At 61.0% G+C, this 20,665-nt stretch carries 17 protein-coding genes, 1 other RNA gene and 2 pseudogenes; 8 read left to right on the forward strand and 12 right to left on the reverse strand.

The window, feature by feature from the left end; genetic code table 11:
- Nucleotides 1-14 precede the first annotated feature (14 nt).
- The 11 genes and pseudogenes from FHW37_RS12010 to FHW37_RS12060 form a co-directional block, all read right to left on the reverse strand.
- Nucleotides 15-1,757: a peptidoglycan D,D-transpeptidase FtsI family protein gene (locus FHW37_RS12010; RefSeq protein ID WP_145636560.1), complete on the reverse strand. Its 1,743-nt coding sequence runs from the start codon at nucleotides 1,755-1,757 to the stop codon at nucleotides 15-17.
- Nucleotides 1,757-2,221 (reverse strand): cell division protein FtsL, encoded by a 465-nt coding sequence (ftsL, locus tag FHW37_RS12015; RefSeq protein WP_145636562.1) that lies wholly within the window; start codon nucleotides 2,219-2,221, stop codon nucleotides 1,757-1,759. The genes FHW37_RS12010 and ftsL overlap by 1 nt, the downstream gene beginning before the upstream one ends.
- A 3-nt stretch (nucleotides 2,222-2,224) precedes the next feature.
- Nucleotides 2,225-3,250 carry a 16S rRNA (cytosine(1402)-N(4))-methyltransferase RsmH gene (rsmH, locus tag FHW37_RS12020; protein ID WP_145636564.1) on the reverse strand — a complete coding sequence of 342 codons (1,026 nt, stop codon included), beginning with the start codon at nucleotides 3,248-3,250 and terminating at the stop codon, nucleotides 2,225-2,227.
- A gap of 14 nt (nucleotides 3,251-3,264) precedes the next feature.
- Nucleotides 3,265-3,699, reverse strand: a complete 435-nt coding sequence (gene mraZ / locus FHW37_RS12025) for a division/cell wall cluster transcriptional repressor MraZ (RefSeq protein WP_246690745.1) — start codon at nucleotides 3,697-3,699, stop codon at nucleotides 3,265-3,267.
- A gap of 458 nt (nucleotides 3,700-4,157) precedes the next feature.
- An RNA gene (gene rnpB, locus FHW37_RS12030) (RNase P RNA component class A) lies at nucleotides 4,158-4,596 on the reverse strand.
- Nucleotides 4,597-4,652: 56 nt separating this feature from the next.
- Nucleotides 4,653-5,843, reverse strand: coding sequence for an NAD(P)/FAD-dependent oxidoreductase (locus FHW37_RS12035; RefSeq protein ID WP_145636567.1), 1,191 nt, complete (start codon nucleotides 5,841-5,843; stop codon nucleotides 4,653-4,655).
- 67 nt (nucleotides 5,844-5,910) lie between these two features.
- Nucleotides 5,911-6,567, reverse strand: a complete 657-nt coding sequence (locus FHW37_RS12040; RefSeq protein ID WP_186458235.1) for a lytic transglycosylase domain-containing protein — start codon at nucleotides 6,565-6,567, stop codon at nucleotides 5,911-5,913.
- A 243-nt stretch (nucleotides 6,568-6,810) separates the two neighbouring features.
- Nucleotides 6,811-7,572, reverse strand: a complete 762-nt coding sequence (locus tag FHW37_RS12045; RefSeq protein WP_145636569.1) for an N-acetylmuramoyl-L-alanine amidase — start codon at nucleotides 7,570-7,572, stop codon at nucleotides 6,811-6,813.
- A complete protein-coding gene (locus tag FHW37_RS12050; protein ID WP_186458236.1) occupies nucleotides 7,569-8,318 on the reverse strand; it encodes a J domain-containing protein in 750 nt (249 codons plus the stop codon). Before FHW37_RS12050 ends, FHW37_RS12045 begins: the two co-directional genes overlap by 4 nt.
- Before the next feature lie 189 nt (nucleotides 8,319-8,507).
- Nucleotides 8,508-9,016 (reverse strand): annotated as a pseudogene (locus tag FHW37_RS12055) (helix-turn-helix domain-containing protein); the annotation flags it as partial.
- A gap of 129 nt (nucleotides 9,017-9,145) precedes the next feature.
- Nucleotides 9,146-10,276, reverse strand: coding sequence for a sensor histidine kinase (locus tag FHW37_RS12060; RefSeq protein ID WP_145636570.1), 1,131 nt, complete (start codon nucleotides 10,274-10,276; stop codon nucleotides 9,146-9,148).
- 264 nt (nucleotides 10,277-10,540) lie between these two features.
- Between FHW37_RS12060 and FHW37_RS12065 the strand changes: the two genes are divergently transcribed.
- The 3 genes from FHW37_RS12065 to FHW37_RS12075 all read left to right on the forward strand — a co-directional run bounded on the left by FHW37_RS12065 (nucleotide 10,541) and on the right by FHW37_RS12075 (nucleotide 13,746).
- Nucleotides 10,541-11,752, forward strand: coding sequence for a pyrophosphate--fructose-6-phosphate 1-phosphotransferase (locus tag FHW37_RS12065; protein ID WP_145636573.1), 1,212 nt, complete (start codon nucleotides 10,541-10,543; stop codon nucleotides 11,750-11,752).
- Nucleotides 11,753-11,784: 32 nt separating this feature from the next.
- The gene (locus FHW37_RS12070) at nucleotides 11,785-12,414 is read left to right on the forward strand and encodes a hypothetical protein (RefSeq protein ID WP_145636575.1); all 630 of its coding nucleotides are present in this window, start codon (nucleotides 11,785-11,787) and stop codon (nucleotides 12,412-12,414) included.
- A gap of 171 nt (nucleotides 12,415-12,585) precedes the next feature.
- The gene (locus tag FHW37_RS12075) at nucleotides 12,586-13,746 is read left to right on the forward strand and encodes a lytic transglycosylase domain-containing protein (protein ID WP_246690746.1); all 1,161 of its coding nucleotides are present in this window, start codon (nucleotides 12,586-12,588) and stop codon (nucleotides 13,744-13,746) included.
- Here FHW37_RS12075 and FHW37_RS12080 read toward each other — a convergent pair.
- A complete protein-coding gene (locus FHW37_RS12080) occupies nucleotides 13,689-15,047 on the reverse strand; it encodes a serine hydrolase domain-containing protein (RefSeq protein ID WP_432442858.1) in 1,359 nt (452 codons plus the stop codon). The genes FHW37_RS12075 and FHW37_RS12080 overlap by 58 nt on opposite strands.
- 172 nt (nucleotides 15,048-15,219) lie before the next feature.
- Between FHW37_RS12080 and FHW37_RS12085 the strand changes: the two genes are divergently transcribed.
- The 5 genes and pseudogenes from FHW37_RS12085 (at nucleotide 15,220) to FHW37_RS12105 (ending at nucleotide 20,547) form a co-directional block, all read left to right on the forward strand.
- Nucleotides 15,220-16,467: a DUF3419 family protein gene (locus FHW37_RS12085; RefSeq protein WP_145636579.1), complete on the forward strand. Its 1,248-nt coding sequence runs from the start codon at nucleotides 15,220-15,222 to the stop codon at nucleotides 16,465-16,467.
- Complete coding sequence (locus FHW37_RS12090) at nucleotides 16,467-17,159, forward strand: class I SAM-dependent methyltransferase (RefSeq protein ID WP_145636581.1); 693 nt, start codon at nucleotides 16,467-16,469, stop codon at nucleotides 17,157-17,159. Before FHW37_RS12085 ends, FHW37_RS12090 begins: the two co-directional genes overlap by 1 nt.
- A 147-nt stretch (nucleotides 17,160-17,306) precedes the next feature.
- Nucleotides 17,307-18,086: pseudogene (locus FHW37_RS12095) on the forward strand (glycoside hydrolase family 25 protein); the annotation flags it as partial.
- A 232-nt stretch (nucleotides 18,087-18,318) separates the two neighbouring features.
- Nucleotides 18,319-19,527 carry a lytic murein transglycosylase gene (locus FHW37_RS12100; RefSeq protein ID WP_246690747.1) on the forward strand — a complete coding sequence of 403 codons (1,209 nt, stop codon included), beginning with the start codon at nucleotides 18,319-18,321 and terminating at the stop codon, nucleotides 19,525-19,527.
- Between the two features lie 99 nt (nucleotides 19,528-19,626).
- Nucleotides 19,627-20,547 carry a DMT family transporter gene (locus FHW37_RS12105; protein WP_145636587.1) on the forward strand — a complete coding sequence of 307 codons (921 nt, stop codon included), beginning with the start codon at nucleotides 19,627-19,629 and terminating at the stop codon, nucleotides 20,545-20,547.
- Nucleotides 20,548-20,665: the final 118 nt, after the last annotated feature.

The following is a 20,665-nucleotide window of genomic DNA, read 5'->3' on the forward strand; positions in this document are numbered from 1 at the left end:
TCGTTTCTTATCGCTCAATAAGACACAAGCAGGGCAGAACCGTCATTGCCGAATTTTGGCTTTACACCGAGAATCGGGGCGGAACGGCTGATGATCTCCTTGACCATCGGTGCCGCAGACATCGCCGCAAGTGCCGCGCCATTGCCCTTGTCCGTCTTCGGTTCGTCGGAAAAGGACAGGACGACATATTGCGGATTGTCCATCGGGAAGGCGGCAAGGAAGGCGTTGAAATTCTTGTCGTGGGCGTAACGGCCGTTGACGACCTTGTCGGCCGTGCCGGTCTTGCCGCCGACGTCGAAACCGGCGACGCGCGCATTGCGGCCCGAACCGTTGATGCCGTTCCAGTCGAACAGGAAGCGCATGTCCTTGCTGGTCGTCGGCTTCAGAACCTGAACGGCCATTTCGTCCGCCTGCGCACGGCTACGCGGCAGGAAGGTCGGCGGCAGATACTTGCCGCCATTGACGAGCGAGACACCGGCAACGGCCGTCTGCAGCGGCGTCGTCGAGACGCCGTGGCCGAAGGAAATGGTGACCGAGTTGATCTTCTTCCATTCGCGCGGCTGGCTCGGCATCGCGACCTCAGGCAATTCGGTCTTCATGCGAGACAGAAGGCCAAGCCTGGTGAGAAACTCCTTGTGGTTCTCGATACCGACCATATCGGCGATCTTGGCCGTGCCGATATTCGACGAATACTGGAAGATTTCCGGAACGCTGAGGATACGGCCCTTGCCGTGAAAGTCCTTGATGGTGAAACCGCCGAGCTTGATCGGGAAACGGGCGTCGAACGTGCTCTGCAGGCTCATCTTGCCGGAATCGAGACCCATGGCGATGGTGAAGGACTTGAAGGTCGAGCCCATTTCGAACGTGCCGTTCGACATGCGGTTCATCCAGCCCTGCTCACCGCCGGCTGCGGGATCGTTCGGATCGAAGTCGGGAGCGGACGCCATGCCGAGAATTTCGCCCGTATGCACGTCGATGACGACGGCGCCGCCGGCGATCGACTGGTATTTCTTCAGCGATTCGACGACGACATCATGCACGATCGACTGGACGCGCAGGTCGATGGACAGCTTGACCGGTTCGAGCGGCTGGTCGGAAGTCATGCCGACAGAGGCGAGATCCGCCAGGCCCTGGGTGTCGATATAACGCTCCATGCCGGCGACGCCGCGGTTGTCGATATTGACGTAGCCGACAATGTGAGCTGCGGTCGAGCCACCCGGATAGAAACGGCGCTTTTCCGGGCGGAAACCGATGCCTGGAATGCCGAGTGCCAAGATCTGGCTCTGCTGCTTCGGCGTCAGCTGACGGCGCAGCCACTGGAAATGCGAATTGGATTTCAGACGCGAATAGGTCGTCTTGACGTCGAGATCCGGCAGAACCGTCGCAAGCTTTTCGATCACCTCGTCCGTATCGACGATCTTGTGCGGCTCGGCAAAGAGCGAAACGGTACGGATGTCGGTCGCAAGGACGGCGCCGTTGCGATCGACGATATCCGGGCGGGATGCCAGAAGGCGATCCGGCGGCAGTATGCTGGAGGTCACTTCCGGATGGGCCATGCCGTATTGCACGAGGCGGCCGCCGATGACGCAGTAGAACACCGCGAAACCGAGAATCAGCAGGCCAACGCGGTTTTTCGCCTGCGCCGACTTGCGCTTGCGAGTGCCTTCGAAAGCGGAATTATGGGACGGACGCGTACGGCCACCGGCCGAAAAATGCGCCCTGCTCTTCAAAACCATCACGCGCGAAAGAAAAGACATCAGCGTTTCACCGATCCGGTAGAGTTGATATCGACGGGCGAATGGCGGAGCGCCGGCACGGGGATTTTCGGCGCCGGCTTGGCCTTGGCGGCCTCGACGCCCTTCAGAGCGGCGGCAACCTCGGTATTCTTGCCGGCAATAATGTCCTCGATCGTCGTCGACGGCTGCGGCAGTGCCGACTTCAGCATCGGCAGTTCCTTCGGCATGGCGAGCTGCGTCGTATCGGTCGGCGCAAGGCTGAGTTCGCTGTCATAAACGCCGATCAGACGATTGAGCCGGTTCGGCTGCGTCAGCAGCGCCCAGTCGGCCTTCAGAAGGTCGATCGTGTCCTTCTCGAGCTTGATCTCGGATTCCAGATGCCGAACCTCGGCCAGCTTCTGGTCGGCACGGTGCTTGATCGAATAGGTCACGACCGCCGTCGCGGTCATGATGCCGATCAACACGAGGTCGAAGCTTCTCAGCATCCGTCAGGCTCCCATCTTGGCGAGGCTTGCGAGGTTGGGCAGGTCGAAGATCGACATGTCGGGAGCGCGCGAAGCAGCTTCCGTGCGCAGGCCGGCGCGCAGTTTTGCCGAGCGGGCGCGCGGGTTGAACTGCGCTTCCTCCTCGCTGGCGACGATCATCGACTTGCCGATCGGATCGAAGATCGCCGGCTTCGCTTCGACCATCGGCAGATGGCGCGAGCCGGAAGCCTTGCCGGAGCGGTCCGAGAAGAACTGCTTGACGATCCGGTCTTCGAGGGAATGGAAAGTGACGACGACGAGGCGACCGCCCGGCTTCAGCGCACGCTCGGCAGCAAACAGCGCCTCGGCCAGTTCACCCAGCTCGTCATTGACGAAAACGCGCAGCGCCTGGAAGACGCGCGTCGCCGGATGGATCTTGTCCTTCGCCTTGCGGGGATTGACGCTCTCGATCAGATTGGCCAGCGCCCGCGTGGTGGTAAAGGGCTCAAGCAGGCGCTTCTTCTCGATGGCGCGGGCAATGCGGCTCGCCTGCTTTTCCTCACCGAGAAGGCCAAAAATGCGGATAAGATCGCCGACCTTGGCATTATTGACGACATCCGCCGCAGACACGCCGGAAGCCGACATCCGCATGTCGAGCGGACCATTCTTCTGGAACGAAAAGCCGCGATCGGCTTCGTCGATCTGCATGGAAGAAACGCCGATATCGAGCACGACGCCGTCGAGCCCGCCTTCCGGTGCATGGTCTGTAAGCTGCGAGAACTGCGAGTGGATGAGCGAAAGCCGGCCACCATGCGCCGCGACCATCGGTTGGCCGGCGGCGATTGCCGTCGGGTCGCGGTCGAGCGCAATCACGTTTGCACCGGCGGAGAGCAGGGCGGACGTGTAGCCGCCCGCCCCGAATGTGCCATCCAGAATGACTTTACCCTGGCCGGGCTGAAGCGCCTCGACCACTTCTTTCAGAAGAACCGGAATGTGGCGTGTTGGTCCGCCTTCGGGCTCGGTTGTTCCTTCGCCTGAATTCGCCGCCATGCCGTTCCCCTGTTCTACAAGGGACGAAAACTCGCGCGCCCCTCTCTTGCTGCCGACTGCGCCTCGTGAAACGCCTTCGGCTGCCAAAGCTGAAAATGATCCGAACGCCCCACGAAGGTGACGTCCGAGCTTATTCCCGTGAAATCCCGGATGAAATCCGTGACCATCAAACGGCCCTCCGCATCGAGCCTCATGAAAACGCCGCCACCGTGAACCAGCAGCGACATCCGATTGGCTTCCGGCGAAAACGGATCCACGGAGGCGATCTGCCGTTCGTAACGATCGAGCAGCTCCGGCCCTCCGACGCTGATCGCCGGATAGACGAAATCCTGGAGACAATAAAGCTCCTGAATTCCTCGCTCCGAAAGAACCGAACGAAAGCCCGCCGGCACGGAAACCCGCCCCTTCGCATCGATTCTGTTCGTCGCATTCGACAGGAAGCGGCTCATGACGCCAAACATCCGCCCCATTCTGATCAGAGGCGAAAATCCGCCCGACAAAACGCTCCGCCCCAGACACAGCTTCGCCGCCCGGATGGACGCAAGGCCGTCCGGTCAAAAGACCGAAGCTCTGGGAAAGGTGGGCTTCCAAAGGCCCTATCGGAGTGCGATTTTGGGATACCATGGGACCATATGGGCGTCAATGGGAGAGGCCCCGCTAGCCTTCCCCAAACCGGATTTATTTATAAGCTGTTAAGTTTAACAAAGGGTTACCGACGCCCTTGGAGAAACTGCCTTGGCCGCCCCCGACAAGTCGCCTTTCACCACCCCTTAAGCGATGGAAATTGAAGGCGCATTCAAAGCCGCTGATATAATTTTCCGAGGCGGAAAAACGCCCGTTTTCGCCCGCGAGCAATCGCCCACGAACGCGTGGTTCGTTACGAATCAGGAGGCATTCGGAAGGTGATTTGACCAGTTGGCCTGTAAGCCGGGTTCTGTATGGCCCCGGTGCAAGCACCGGAACGTGGCAGCCATTCATCTGGGACGGTATTTGCATACCGCCTCGCGCAACCCACCCGGATGACTGGCTCGGAAACCAGCTGTAGCCCGGACTTGCGCCCAGACCCACGTCATCCCTATTCGGTCTTGCTCCCGGTGGGGTTTGCCTTGCCGCCGCTGTTACCAGAAGCGCGGTGGGCTCTTACCCCACCCTTTCACCCTTACCCCGCTATCTCTCCGCTGCGAAACCATGCAGCGGACAGAAAGCGGGGCGGTTTCCTTTCTGTGGCACTTTCCCTGGGGTCGCCCCCGCCGGACGTTATCCGGCACCGTGTTTCCGTGGAGCCCGGACTTTCCTCACCCTATCGCCTTTCGGCATTGATAAAGCGCGGCTGCCCGGCCAACTGGTCGGGCGTGCCATAACCGAGATGCAGCCGGATGGGAATAGCCGCCCGATAAATAGATCAGACGTAGTTGGCGGCAAAATCGACGGAATAGGCCTCGTCGACGATGCGGCCGTTGAAAATCAGCTCGGCGCCGAGCCTGCCGATCTCGTCGGAGCTTTTCGCCGCAGCCCCGCATCCGCCGGTCAGGACGCCGATCCGGTTGGCCTCGGTCATCGCGATCGCCGGATAGTCGGTCGGCGTGAACGAGGTCACGCAGGCCGCCATCGAAGACCGGGAAAGATCGAAATCCGGCATCAGCCGGCTCATCACCTCGGTCAGATGCCGTTTCGTCGACTCGCGTCCGCCGGAACGGAACCACTCGCGGATTTTAGGCTCGGTCGGCAGGATGAGATCATCCGGATCGCCGCCGATTTTGAGGTAGGTCTTGCCATCCGGATAACGCACCGGCGGCAGGAAATAGATGCCGTCCTGCTCTTCGTTCCATTTCCAGATCAGCGACGGAACGGCAGCCAAAGCCGGCAACTCGCTCTCGCTCACCTCGAAAAAAGCGACCGTGCGCGCATAAACTTCCAGATTAATTCTTCGCGGCAAGAGATTCTCGTTGATGGAGAAACCGCCGGCAGCGACCAGAACCTTGTCGGCCACAAACGTGTTGCCCTCGGCCGTCGTCACGGTCACGGTATCGCCGTCCTGCTTCATCGCCGAGACGGTCTCAGTGATGCGCTCCACGCCCTGGCGTTCGGCCAAAAGGTTCTGCGCCTTCACCAGCCGGCGGGGATTGATATGGCCGGCATTCTTCGCTTCCCAGACACCTTCGCTCTCTTTCGGGAATGAAAAATAATCAAAGCGCTGCGCCAGTTCCGGCTCGGTCAGCGTCTCGGTCGAGACACCCAGCCTTCCGGCGGCACCCAGCACATTGGCGACATAGGACGGACCTTCACCCCGCTTCGGGCCGACGATCAGGCATCCGACCTCGGAATAGAAGTCAACGCCGCTCTCGCTGGCAATCTCGCCGTAACGCTCGATCGAACGGTTGGCGAGGCGCGCCCAGACCGGATCGGAATCGATCGTCCTGGTAATCCGCGCCTCATCGTAATGGCTGGCGAAAACGCCCTCATGGCTTTCGTAGTTTGCAGGTTCGCCGGGGCCGATCAATGCGATGCCATCGGTCCACTTGGAGAGATGCCGCGCCGCCGCGGCACCCATCATGCCTGCCCCGACCACGATATACCTGAACCGCTTCGCCATGCCCTGCCCTTCCGATTCCATTGGTCAAAAATGCTTTTGCAATCAGCATTTCTAGCCGTTTCCGGAATCAGAATACCAGAGGCACCGTGGTTAAAAATGATGAAGACGGAAGCCCGTAGGCGATCGTTATGCCCAGCACCGGCGGCTCGTTTTTGGCGATGACCGCCTGAACCTTCTCGCAATACCGTTTCGAGGTCGGGTTCATCCGCTTCGCCGCATGGCCGGCATTGTATTTGAGGATCGTGCCGCAAAGCTTGCCGCCACCGAGATCATGCGCACCGGCCAGATATTTCATGCCGTAGCGGATATTGGTCTCGGGATCATAGAGGCCGTAATCGGGGCCGTCATAACCCATCAGCCGCGCCGTTGACGGCTTGACCTGCATAAGGCCGATCTCGCCGGCCTTGCCCTTCACGGTCGGGCGAAAATTGCTTTCGATCTGCACGACGGCATGCGCCAGATCATCCGGCACCCCATATTCCTCGGCGTATTTCGAAATCAGCCTCGTATAGTGGAGCCGCCGCACCAACCGCTTGTCCTCGTCATCCGGGGCGGCAAAGCCGGTATCCCGTGTTTCCCAGGGGGTGATCGCCTGGGGGATAGAAGTCGTGACCAGCGGCTTGGTGTAAATCACCGCCTCGCCACCATCTTCAGCGCATGCGGGCGCGCATTCCGCGACCAGCATGGCAAGGCCAGCCGCGACCAAAAAGGCAAAATTTCGCATTAAGAACAGTCGTCTCCGGAACAACAGGTCTGCCGGGCACAAAATACGCAAGTGCCCACCCGCCGCGCTGCCGGACTGACGGCGCGACGCTTCCGCAAAACCTGAGCGTTTATCTTGGCAGCCCCCGCCCTACACTGGAAGCCGCGTTAACAGCTCCTTTAGACCGGGCTAATGAGGTGAACATGTGGCGCCGCAGCAAAGGCCGGTTTTCAGGCCTTTCGGGGCAATTTGCGAAGCTTGCGCCTAGCTGTATTTCGGCAGTGCTTTCAGGAGCCGATGCAGCGTATCGATCGTCGAGAAATCAGCGATCCCGTCCACCTGCGCCGGCCGGAAATGCCGCTGGAAAGCTTCAACCACGCCTTTCGTGCGTTCGCAGAAGCTGCCTGAAATTTCAACATCGTAACCATAGAGGGACAGCATGGACTGCAGCGCCTCGATCGGCTGACCGCTTTCACCGAGCTGGAAGAAGCGACCGCCGCTGATCGGTGCCGGCTCGACAAAATGGCCGATACCGTCAAGATACAACTTCTGCCAGGGGAAATTTTCGCCCGGATCGACCTTGCGGATAGGGGCGACATCCGAGTGTCCAAGCACCCTTTCGGGCACGATATCCCAGCGTTTGCCGCAATCCCGACACAATTCGACGACCGCTTCGATCTGCTTTTCCGGAAAGGACGGCAGGCCGCCGGGATGGCCGGCATTGGCGATCTCGATGCCGATCGAACAGGAATTGATATCCGTCTCGCCGCCCCAGGCGCTTTTGCCGGCATGCCAGGCACGCCGGCTTTCCTCGACCAGTTGCACGATCCGGCCATCCTCGTGGACGAAATAGTGGCTGGAGACCTGGCTCTCGGGATTGCACAGCCAGGACAGTGCCTGCTCCGCAGACGGCATGCCGGTATAATGCAGGAGGATCATGTCGGGCCGCCGAGCCCCTGCCCTTTCGCCATGGTTCGGCGAAGGCTGCACGGATGCGCCGGGACAGTCGGCTGCAAAGGACGTCATGCGGCGCGGCGCTCTTTCTCGATCGCCTTGTAAGCGGCGTTCAGGGCGGCCATCCGCTCATTGGCGGCATGATGCAGCGTCGCCGGAACGCCGCGGGCGATCAGACGGTCGGGATGGTGTTCCGAAACGAGCAGACGATACTGGCGGCGGATTGTCGCGAAATCATCGTCACGCGACACGCCGAGCACGAGATAGGGATCACGGCCTTCGAGATGCACGTGGCGCGCCATGATGCGGCGGAAATGGTCTTCGTCGATCCGGAAGATTTCCGAGATGCGGGCAAGGAAAGCCAGTTCCTTCTCGTGCACTAGGCCGTCTGCCTTGGCGATGTGGAACAGGCCATCGACGACGTTTTCGAGCATCGGGCAGTTGCAGGCTTCACCGGCACCCGGGCTGCAGAGATTGGCGAGCTTCTTCGCATAGGCCTCGTAACCGGCGACGTCCTGACGCGCCAGATTGTAGAGACGCGCGACGTTGCGGGCTTCCTCGTCCGGAAAATCGAAGATCTGCTGGAACGCTTTCACCTCGGCCTCGGTGACGATTCCATCCGCCTTCGCCATCTTCGCAGACAGCGCAATGATAGCGACCGAGAACGACACCTGACGGCGGGTTTCCGGATCACCTTCGAACATGGTGCGAATGGCTTCGATGACGCGGTTAAGCGTGCTTTCGGCGGCATCGCCGATAGCGCCGAGCAGCCTTTCCCAGAGGGAGGACAATTGCAGGCAGGCAAAATCGAAAATCATGTCTGCAAATGACCAGAAATGGCGAAATTTTGCAAGCTGTGCGACCGCCCGTGCGACATTAAACTATGTTCATGTTTTTGGAACAATCAACGTCCTTAACCGCAAGCACCATCCCTGCCCGAACACTGGCGCGCATTGAAACGATTAGGACGGATCGACATTCATCGCAGCCATATCATTGCGGCCACCCTGTTCGCGCGTTGCTTCGAACGCCTCGCAGGCCAGGAGATAGCGCGAGAGCTGGTCGGTGACCGTCAAAGGGTAACAGTATCGACCGTTGCCCAGCTTGAACTCGCCCTTGAAATCGACGCACCAGAGCTCGTTGGGCATGAGTGACCGGCCCGTGGCGATCCAGGATGGCGTGGATCGTGCTTGTCGAGGGGATGCGCACGTCGCCAGCGAGTTTGCGCACCAGCAAGTTCCCGGATCTTGCGCGCGCCCCAATGCGGCTTGTTCTTCTTGGACGTGACGATCAGCGCCTCGACCTGAGCCGGCAACTGGTTGGCATAGCGCACCGGCCGCCGCGACCGGTCCGTCAGGGCCTCCAGCCCGTCAGCCTTGTAGCGATTGAAGATCTTGTAGCCGGTTTTGCGCGAGATCCCGAAATCCCGGCAAACCTCGCTCATCCCTTCGCCCTCCAGCAGTCGGGCGACAAAGCCTAGACGTTCCTCCATGACCGAAGTCTCTCTCCACGGCATCGACACGTCCCAAAAAGCGAAAAGTGTTACCCATGTCTCCGGTACAAAGCGTTACCTATCTCTTCGAACCGACAAAACCATGCGCCCATGACGCAATAGCGCAGCCAGTCGGCTGCCGCGCGAAACGCCCTATTGTGCCGCCACCGACAGGACATCCGCGGTCGCCGCTTCGTGCGCCACCGCGAAGCGGATCGTGCAGACGACGCCCTCCGGCGCCAGCCGGTGCTCCAGACGCCCGCGCATCTGCCTTTCGACCAGACGCGACAAGAGGCCGCTTCCTTCGCCTGCCCGGCGGCCGATGACCACGGGCGGCCCGCCCCGCTCCTGCCAGAGGACGGCGATACGGCCGGCCATGCGCGACCACGAAATCGCCACCGTGCCGCCCTCGGCCGACAGCGCCCCGTGCTTTAAGGCGTTGGTCGCCAGTTCGTTGATCGCAAGGCCGAGCGGCAAGGCCAGTTCGCCGTCGATCGTCAGCGCCGGTCCGTCCAGCAGAAAGCGCTCCGACCCGGCCAGCCGATAGGGCGAGATTTGCAGAGCGACGAGGTCGCGCAGATCAACGCCCGACGTCTTCGACAGCCGGTCGTCAAGAAAGGCCTGGGCCCGCGACAGCGCCTGGATACGGCCCGTCACCTCCTCCGAAGCCTGCCGCCCGAGCGACATCCTAACGAGGCTCTCCGCTCCCATATAGGCATTCTTGACCCGATGGCGCAGCTCGTCCCGGGCAAGCTCGGCCGTATCCAGAGCGGTCGACAAGGCGGCTATCAGCCGGACATTCTCGATGGCGGTCGCCGCAGCGCTGGCCAGCGCCTCGAGCATTTCCACTTCGGATCGCGACGGTGCATAAGGCATCGCCCAATAGGCGCCGATCGCACCGATCGGCTTGTCGCCACCGATCGGCGCCATCACGATCGCCCGCACAAACGTGCTGTGATAAAGTTCGTGTGGAACCCGCGGTTCGTCGTCGATATCGGGGATGACGATCGTCCTGCGCTCCGCCATCGCCCAGCCGCTGACGCAGGCCGAGGCCGGAAACTTCTGCCCCTTCCACAGCGCGCCGATCGCGTCTTCTTCGATATAGTGGCAGAGATCCGCGTCCTTGCGGATCACGGCAATGCCCTGGCATCCCATCATCCGCCTGGCCGTCGTGCGAAGGATCTCGACCACATCCTCCGCACCGCGCGCACCGGCCAGCCGGGCGATCGCGTGGGTGAGAACAGAAAGCGGCGTCGCCGCCGGCACAGATCCGCTGTCGGCCATCACGGCCCTCCCTTCCCGAAAGCAGCCATGATCAGCCGCGTGCGAATCAATATGTGTCTTTATATTACATTTTACTAAGTGAGCCGTAGGAAAAATTCCAGCGGACCCTAAATAGGTCCGGCTTGATGCGCAAAGCCTGTGCATGATCGATACAGGCAAGCTGGAAGCAAAGGATTTTCTTGAGAAATTCACTTTACACCGCGCCTTGCGTATCGCATCCATTCCTTCGGTTTTGAGTTGCGCTGAAAGCGCCAAGGAGGATCGATGGCGAAGCAGAAAATAGCCCTTTTGACCGCAGGCGGCCTTGCCCCTTGCCTGTCCTCGGCCGTGGGCGGACTGATCGAGCGTTATACGGATATTGCCCCGGAAGCGGAGATCATCGCCTACAAGTCGGGCTATCAGGGCGTCCTCCTCGGCGACAGGATCGAAGTGACGAAGGAGATGCGCGAGAAGGCATACCTTCTGCATCGCTTCGGTGGCTCGCCGATCGGCAATAGCCGCGTCAAGCTCACCAACGCGGCCGACTGCGTCAAGCGCGGCCTCGTCAAGGAAGGCGAAAACCCGCTGAAGGTTGCGGCCGAACGGCTGGCAGCCGATAGCGTCACCATCCTCCACACGATCGGTGGTGACGATACCAATACGACCGCAGCCGACCTCGCCGCGTATCTCGCCGGCAATGGTTACGACCTGACGGTCGTCGGCCTGCCGAAGACGGTCGACAATGACGTCGTGCCGATTCGCCAGTCGCTCGGCGCCTGGACGGCGGCCGAAGTTGGCGCACAGTTCTTCGAAAATGTCGGCAACGAGCAGACCGCCTCGCCGCGCACACTCGTTATCCACGAAGTCATGGGCCGCCATTGCGGCTGGCTGACCGCGGCAACTGCCCGCGCCTATATTCAGAAGACCCGCGACATCGAATATGTCGACGGCCTGATGATGAATGCCGACCTGAAGAAGATCGACGGCCTTTATCTGCCGGAAACGGGCTTCAATCTGGAACGCGAATCCGCCCGCCTGAAAAAGGTCATGGACCAGCGCGGCACGGTGACGCTTTTCGTTTCGGAAGGTGCTGCCCTCAATACGATCGTTGCCGAACGCGAAGCGGCCGGCGAAACGATCAAGCGTGATGCTTTCGGCCATGTGAAGATCGATACGATCAATGTCGGCAACTGGTTCCAGAAGCAGTTTGCCGACCTGATCGGCGCCGAACGCTCGATGGTGCAGAAGTCCGGTTATTTCGCCCGTTCCGCTCCGGCGAATGGCGACGACCTGCGTCTGATCCAGGGAATGGTCGATCTTGCCGTCGAAAGCGCGCTCAACAAGGTCTCCGGCGTCACGGGCCATGACGAAGACCAGAACGGCAAGCTGAGGACAATCGAATTTCCGCGAATTAAGGGTGGAAAACATTTCGATCTGACGGCAAAATGGTTCGGCGAAGTCATGGACTTCATTGAGCAGCCGATCGAGGCGGCATAAAGCGGGCGCATCAGGCGTTCGGGAGGAAATGAATGACGATGGATATCTGGTTCGCTTTTGCTGCGATCGTCCTGGTGTTCGTCCTTCTCCCGAACCCGCTGGCCCGGCTTGTGGCCAGCTTTTCCCGGCAGCGCGGTCGATTGAGCCTCTTTCTGACCGTGCCGCCAATGGTGATCGGGCTTGCGCTTGCCTTTGTGGCCGCTGCCGTGCCGCTTTCCCTGATCGCCACCTATGTGCCGGCCGTTTCCGAAGCGCTTGCCTGGATCGGCCTTGGCTATCTCATGCTTTATCTCCTGTGGCGGATGCAGAGCCCGCAGGCGCGTGTTCCGGCAGCCGACAATGACAACCTGCCCGAGCGCAAGGCATTCCGGATCATGGCGCATGTCCTGCGTCAGGCCTGCACTTTTCCAAATGCTCTGGTGATTGCCGCCATCATCTCGCAATTCCTCGATCCGGCGATTTCCCTGTCGTCGCAGCTGCCGCCGATGGCGGAAGCCTTTGTCGCCTGCACCCTCGCGTCAGGCCTCTTTCAGGCGCTTTTCCCGCGCTTTTTCCTCCGCCGCCGCAAATACGCCCCCCGGACACCAGCTTCGAACAAGCCTGGCACCGTATTCATTGCTCGCCGTGCTGTGACTGCCGGCTTCAGGCGCATTGCTGCTTAGGCAGCACCCGGCACAACGATACCGCCTATGGCTGCTTGCCGGTTGCCGCCTTATGAGTTAATGAAATTTCAGATTTGGGTAGGTTCGGCGGATTGGGGTTAACCTTTTCATGAAAGCAACCAGATGGTGATTGTCCGGTTCATCGGCCGCGGAGCGGCGGTGGCTGTTGCCATGTCTTCAGTTCTGGCTGGTTGCTCCAGCGTCGAACGGGATCAGAAGCTTGCGGCAGCGCAGGCTGGTGCAACGGACCCGAATGCAGCGACTGGGCAGACCGAGACGGCATCGGCCGACGGCCAGCATGTTGTCCAATACAATGCCTCTCTTCCCGTGAATCAGCAGGCCGTTCCGGTCGGCGCCGATGGCCAGCCGCTGGCTCAGGCCGCAGTGCTCGCCAAGACCGGCCGCCTGCCCGTCCCGGTTCCGTCCTCGGCTGAAACCGCCTCGGTCCAGACCGCCGCCATGGCCGCGCCGACAATGGCCCCGATCCTTGCGTTTACCCCGCAGCCGATCGCAGCCGCCGTCCAGCCGGCCAATGCCGCAACTGCCCAGCCGCTCGGCAAGGCGCCTGCAGGCATCCAGAATGCCTCGCCGACTCAGTCTCTTCTCCTGGCAAATGCCAACGTGTCGCCGAAATCCGGCCGTCTCGTTTCACCGGCCATAGCCCCGGCTGTCGCCGCCGGTCAGATCCAGCCGGCTGCTGCCGAAGCGATCGCGCTCGACGAGCCGGAACTGACGCCGGACATGGTGGCACTGCAATCCGTCATCCCGACACCGAAGCCTGTCTTCGGTTCCGGTGCAACGACACTTGCCTACGCATCGCAGCCGAAGACCGTTGCAGCCGTTTCCGCGATCGACAGCGGCATGGGTTTTCCGCCGGCTCCCGGTGATCCGATGCCCGATACTGCGGCCGAAGCACCGCCGGAGCTCAAAAAGCTGATCAAGCGTTATGCCGGCCTCTATGGCGTACCGGAATCGCTGGTCCACCGCGTCGTTCACCGCGAAAGCAAATACGATCCCAAGGCCTATCACAAGAATGGCTATTGGGGCCTCATGCAGATCAAGTATTCGACCGCCAAGTCGATGGGTTATCAGGGCAAGCCCGAAGGCCTGCTCGACGCCGAGACCAACCTCAAATACGCGATCAAATATCTGCGCGGCGCCTGGCTCGTTGCCGACAACAAGAACGACAACGCCATCCAGCTTTATGCGCGCGGCTATTATTACGATGCCAAGCGCAAGGACATGCTGCACGTCATCGACGGCAGCTCCAACAATCAGGGTGTCACGCCCGTCGCCTTCGCCACGGCACCGAACAGCAAGCCTGGGTCGTAACGCAGGCTGGAGGGCGTCAGCCCCATCCGGACAATCACGAGATTTCGTGACGGCATGACGGCAATCGTCTGGCCGTCATGCCCGCGCATATAAAATGTGTCGGGCGCCACGCTATTATCGCCCGCTTTTGGTAGCCAGGTTTGCATCTGCGAATAACGGCCGTTCGAATGTGCGCTCGGTGTCCCCATCAGCTGCACGAAACCTTCGGGCAGAAGCCGGTTTCCGTTCCACATCCCATCCTGCGCCAGAAACAGCCCCAGTCGCGCCCAGTCACGCGCCGTCGCATACATGTAGGAACTACCGACGAAAATGCCGACCGCATCGGCCTCCAGCACGGCGCTCGTCATGCCGAGCTGCGAAAACAGCGCCGTGCGCGGGTAACCGAGCGCCGCCTCCCCTCCTCCGGCCTTTTCCATCCAGATCCGCGACATCAGCACGCCATCGCCGGAAGAGTAATGAAACCTGGTGCCGGGATCGTTCTCCAGCTGTCGCGAGGCGACGAACTCTGCCATGTCGCTGGTCAGATAAAGCATGCGCGTCACATCGGCGAGCGCACCGTAATCCTCGTTGAAGGCGAGCCCACTTTCCATGGCCAGCATCTGGCGCAGCGTGATCTCGCGGCGCCGATCGCCCGCCCATGTGGGCGCGAGCTCAGCCGCATCCAGCTGCATCCGCCCGTCCTGCACAAGCCGGCCGATCAGCGTTGCCGTGACCGTCTTGGTCATCGACCAGCCGACCAGCGGGCTTTCCCTGGAAAACCCGTCCCCATAGGTTTCAGCAATGATACGGCCATCCTTGACGACAACGATCGCACGCATGCCCGGCCCTGCCAGCGCGGGGTCCGAAACGATCTGGGTGAGGTCGGCGCGCAGATCGACCTTCTCACCTTCCGGCCAGGAGAGTGATTCGCTTGATGCCGCGTCCTTCATCCCTTGCGGAACGGGAGATTGCATGGCAGCGACAGTCTCGACGCCATCCGGCGCCGTCGTGCATCCCATGCCGTCACGATAGACGGCGTCGTTCGGCGCAAAGCTGCCGAGCAGTGCCGCATGGACCCGTTTTGCCTCCCGATCGACGGAAACCCGCATCAGCCGCAACAGCGGATTTCCCGGCGCCTGCACATCGAGTGCCAGCACCTGATCGGGGTCGCGCCCGGCGAGAAAAACGTTAGAACAGACGATCTTAGCCGCATAACCGCTGCCGACCTTCAGCAGCGATGGCGGCGATGCCCAGAGCCACAGGAAAAGCGCTGCCGCTCCGATCAGCAGAGCCGCAAGCAAGACCGTCACAATTCCTCTTATCCAGCGCATGGCATCTCCTTTTCCGCGCGCCATGCAAACAGTTTTTGCCCCTTTGGCAAGGCACTTGTTGTTGACCGCAAAGCCTGCGGCAAATGCCCACAATGGGCGTCATGCGATTGTTGCAAGCCGGGTTTAAATGCACCGGAATTCTTAAAACTCCGCGGAGACCATGATGGCAGAGATCGTAGAGGAAGCCCGGTTCGGCAAGAATCAGAAGCTCAAGGACGCGCTTCTGCAACATGCCCCCCTGTCCAAGGCGGGATTGTCCGAACGCCTCTTCAGCCTCCTCTTCACCGGCCTCGTCTATCCGCAGATCTGGGAAGACCCGGATGTCGACATGGCAGCGATGGAGCTTTCCTCGAACCATGCGATCGTCACGATCGGCTCCGGCGGCTGCAACATGCTGGCCTACCTTTCGAAGAGCCCGAAGTCGATCGACGTCGTCGATCTCAACCCCCACCATATCGCGTTGAACCGGCTGAAGCTTGCCGCTTTCCGCCATCTGCCGAATCACAACGAGGTCGTGCGTTTCCTCGCCGCCCAGGGTTCAAAATCGAACGGCAAGCGCTTCGACACGCATATTGCCGGCCATCTCGACGCCTTCACCCGCGCCCACTGGCAGAAGCGCTCGCTCGCCGGCCGCCGCCGCGTCGAAGTGTTCAACCGCAGCATCTACCGCACCGGCCTGCTCGGCCGCTTCATCGGCATCGGCCATGTCATCGCCCGCGTCCATGGCGTCGACCTCACCGAAATGGCCGAGATGACATCGCTGCGCGACCAGCGCCGCTTTTTCGAGGAGCGCATCGCGCCTTTGTTCGACAAGCCGCTGATCCGCTTCATCACCGCCCGCAAGAGCTCGCTTTTCGGCCTCGGCATTCCGCCACAGCAATATGACGAACTGGCAGGCCTCGCCGATGACGGATCGATCGCACCAGTCCTGCGCCAGCGTCTCGAAAAGCTCGCCTGCCATTTTCCGCTGCGCGACAACTACTTCGCCTGGCAGGCTTTCATGCGCCGTTATCCGGCCGCTCATGAAGGCAATCTGCCGACCTATCTCAAGGCGGAAAATTACAAGGCGATCCGCGCCAATACCGAACGCGTCACCGTCCATCACGAGAGCTATACCGCGCTTCTCGGCCGCAAGGATGCCGGCAGCGTCGACCGCTTCATCCTTCTCGATGCCCAGGACTGGATGAACGACAAGCAGCTCAACGAGCTCTGGTCGGAAATCACCCGCACCGCAGCGCCCGGCGCCCGCGTCATCTTCCGCACGGCTGCCGAAAAGAGCGTCATCGAAGGCCGCCTGTCGCAGGCGATCGCCGACAACTGGACCTATCAGGAACAGCGCTCGCGCGAACTCAACCTGCAGGACCGTTCTGCCATCTATGGCGGCTTCCATATCTATGTGAAGGCCGCCTGATGACGGGCGCGGTGGCAGGCAAGCCGCAATCCGGTTCCAAGACCGGAAGCCATGCAGCTCAGATGGACCGGATGTATCGCTATCAGCGACACATCTATGACCTGACCCGCAAATATTACCTTCTCGGCCGCGACCGGACGATTGCGGGCCTTGCCGTACCGGCTGATGGCACTCTTCTCGAAGTCGGCTGCGGCACGGGCCGCAACATGCTGCTGGCGCACCGCCACTATCCGGCGGCAAAACTCTACGGGCTCGATATTTCGGCGGAAATGCTGGAAAGCGCCAAGGCGAACTTTCGCGGCGCATCCGTCAAGCCGGTGTTTGCGGTTGCCGATGCCACCGCTTTCAGGCCGCAGGATTTCGGCATTTCCGGCGAAGGTGCAGGCTTCGACCGCATCCTCATCTCCTATGCCCTGTCGATGATCCCCGACTGGGAAAAGGCGATCGACGCAGCGCTTGCCGCACTCGCTCCGAATGGATCCCTGCATATCGTCGATTTCGGCCAGCAGGAAAACCTGCCGGGATGGATCGGGCGCGGGCTGAAACTCTGGCTGGCGCGTTTTCACGTCACGCCGCGGGCAAACCTCCAGGAAGCCCTGGAAAACAGGCTTCAAGCCGCCGATTGCGACATGATTTTCGAGCAGATCGGCCGCGGCTATGCCTGGCACGCCGTGCTGCGCCGCAGGTCCTGAGCCCGGCAGCGCATTCCGACCGATGCTGCCGCCTCTTGCATCCTAACCGTTTTTTTACGAGGGTATGGTAAATAAGGAGTTCGTGCCTCCCCTGTATTGCGTAAGCGGGGCCGGAGGCTTCTGCATCGGCATCAATTCGGGATTTCCATGCTCCGTCTCCTTTCAGCTCTCCTGGCCATCTCGCTCCTGACAACGGCTTGCACGTCGACCGACTACGACATGATGAAGACGGCTTCGATCGGCAAGACGAAGTTCAAGGACAATGACCCGCAGGATTTCGGCAAGGATCATCCGGGTCGCCATGAAGTCCACGGCATCGACCTGTCGAAGTGGAACGGTTCGGATATCGACTGGCCGACGCTCAAGAAGTCGGGGGTCAGCTTCGTCTTCGTCAAGGCGACCGAGGGCAAGGACCGTATCGACCCGACTTTCGAGGCAAACTGGCGCAATGCCGCTGCCGTCGGCATTCCCTTCGCGCCCTACCATTTCTACTATTTCTGCTCGTCGCCGGATGAACAGGCCGACTGGTTCATCTCCAACGTGCCGAAGGCATCGATGAAACTGCCGCCGGTTCTCGACGTCGAATGGAACCACGCATCCAAGACCTGCAAGCTCAAGCCGGATGCGGTTACCGTCCGCGCCAACATGAAGCGCTTCATGGACCGGATCGAAGCCTATTACGGCAAGCGGCCGATCATCTATACCTCGGTCGATTTCCACCGCGACAACCTCGTCGGCGCCTTCAACGATTATCCGTTCTGGGTCCGCTCGGTCGCAGCGCATCCCGGAAAGATCTATTCCGAGCGCCGCTGGGTGTTCTGGCAATATACCGCGACCGGCGTCGTGCCGGGCCTCAAGGGCGAGACGGATATCAACGTCTTTGCGGGAACCCAGAGAAGCTGGAACCAGTATCTGGCGAGCATCAACACGCCGCCCTCGGCAACGGTTGCGGCAAGCGATGCTCCTGGCCAGTCGCCGGATCATATCATCGTTCCGGCCAAGGCGCTCGCCTATTCCAACAACGAACCTGCAGCATTCGCTCAATAAGGCGTCTGGCATTGTCGAAGTTGTTGGGCTAGAAGCACGCTGGCTTGTTGACGCCTTTACTGCAGTTTCTTCCCGTTACGACAGGCCGCCCTCTCTGATGTCAGGAACGCCGATGAAAACTACTTTGCTTCCCCGCCTCGTTTACGGCTGCCTTTTCTCGGCGGCCCTGTCTTCCGTAGCTTTGGCGCAGACGCCCGCGACCGCGCCCTGCGGCGGCGATCTCGGCGCCTTTCTGGCCGGTGTGAAGGCGGAAGCGGCCACCCAGGGCGTTCCGGCCAACATTGCCGATCAGGCGCTTGAGGGTGCTGTGATCGATCCCAAGGTTCTTGCACGTGACCGTGCTCAGGGCGTCTTCCGCCAGACTTTCCTCGAATTCTCGCAGCGCACCGTCAGTCAGGGCCGCCTCGATATCGGCCGCAACAAGATGAAGCAGTATGCCGACGCCTATGCGCGCATCCAGAACGAGTTCGGCGTAGCGCCGGGCGTCGTCACCGCTTTCTGGGCGATGGAAACCGACTTCGGCACCTTCCAGGGCGATTTCAACACCCGCAACGCGCTGGTGACGATGGCGCATGACTGCCGCCGCCCGCAGATTTTTCGCCCGCAGCTGATTGCCCTGATGGAAATGGTTCAGCACGGCGATCTCAACCCGCAGACCAATACGGGCGCCTGGGCCGGCGAAATCGGCCAGGTGCAGATGCTGCCGAAGGACATTATCGAGCACGGCGTCGATGGTGATGGCGACGGTCATATCAACGTCAAGGCAAGCTCTCCGGACGCGATCCTGACCGCCGCAAAATTCATCCAGAGCATGGGTTTCGTTGCAGGCCAGCCCTGGCTTCAGGAAGTCACACTGCCGGAAAACCTGCCTTGGGAAAAGAGCGGCCTCGGCAACGAGATCCCCGCCAGCGAATGGTTCAAATATGGCGTCACACCGCGTGACGGCGACACCGCATTCGGCAATCTGAAGGCAGCGCTCATCCTGCCGCAGGGCCGCAAGGGGCCGGCCTTCCTGACCTATCCGAACTTCAACGTCTATCTGCAGTGGAACCAGTCATTCATCTACACGACGTCGGCCGCCTATTTCGCCACCCGTCTGTCCGGCGCACCGCCCTACCTGAAGGGCAATCCGGAACCCGGTCTCGACGATACCGGCATGAAGGCGCTGCAGACCAAGCTCGAAGCGCTCGGCCACGATATCGGCAAGGTCGACGGCATTCTCGGCTCCGGCACCCGCGTTGCCGTCCAGACCGAACAGAAGCGCCTTGGCCTGCCGGCCGATGGCTGGCCGACCCAGGCGCTGCTCTCGGCGCTTCAATAAGGCCGGCCTTCGATCATATCGGTTGATTGCGCATAAAACGGGTGGCGGCCTGCCGCCGCCCGGACTATCGGTTGATCCTGCAATCATGAGGAGCAACCGGTGACCCCATCGACACCCGCCGTCAGACTGAGCCCGCTCGCCTGGGTGCTCCTTTTCATTCTCGGCCTGCTCTGGGGCGGTTCGTTTTTCTTTGCCCGCATCGCCGTTCATGAAGTGCCGCCTTTCACGCTGGTCCTCGCACGGCTTGGCCTCGCAGCGATAGCGCTGCACATTTATCTTCGCGGCCGCTTCAACACCTATTCGATCCTGAGAGAGCACTGGCGCTCCTTCCTCATCCTCGGCTTCGTCAACAACGCCCTGCCGCATACGCTGATCTTCATCGGCCAGACGCAGATCGGCGCCGGCCTCGCCTCCATCCTCAACGCCACGACGCCGATCTGGACCGTGCTGATCGCCAATGGCTGGACGCAGGACGAAAAGCTCAGCGGCGCGAAAATCGCCGGCTGCCTGTTCGGCCTTGCCGGTACGGCCATCCTGCTTGGTCCGAGCGCCTTCACGCACACATCCGCACCGCTTTGGGCGCTGCTGCTGCCGATCGGCGCGGCAATCTCCTATGGCGTTGCCGGCACTTATGGAAAACGGTTCCGCGGCATCCCGGCGCCGGTCACCGCGACAGGCCAGCTCACCGCCTCGTCGCTGATCATGCTGCCCGTCTCGCTCGCGGCCGACCAGCCCTGGACGCTGGCACAGCCTTCCGCCTCCGCAATCGCCGCCATCCTTGCACTCGCGCTTCTATCGACGGCACTCGGTTATCTTCTCTATTTCAGGATACTTGCCCTTGCCGGCGCCACCAATGCCTCGCTGGTCACCCTGCTCGTGCCACCAAGCGCAATCCTGCTCGGCGCGGCCTTCCTCGGAGAGCGGCTGGGCTGGACGGACATTGCCGGCATGGCGGTGATCGGTATCGGCCTGATCGTTCTCGACGGCCGCCTGATCAGTCGCGCTCAGAAGCCTGCCTGAATCAGTAGAATCGCCGAGAGCGATCACGAACCATGTCAGCCGGTCGCAAAACCGGCATTCACGTTAATTTTCCGACCGCAAATTTCACTGCGGCTTAACCAAGCAAATTCAGCTCATT

Origin of the sequence: Neorhizobium alkalisoli (assembly GCF_007829835.1) — a bacterium.
Taxonomy (GTDB): Bacteria; Pseudomonadota; Alphaproteobacteria; order Rhizobiales; family Rhizobiaceae; genus Neorhizobium.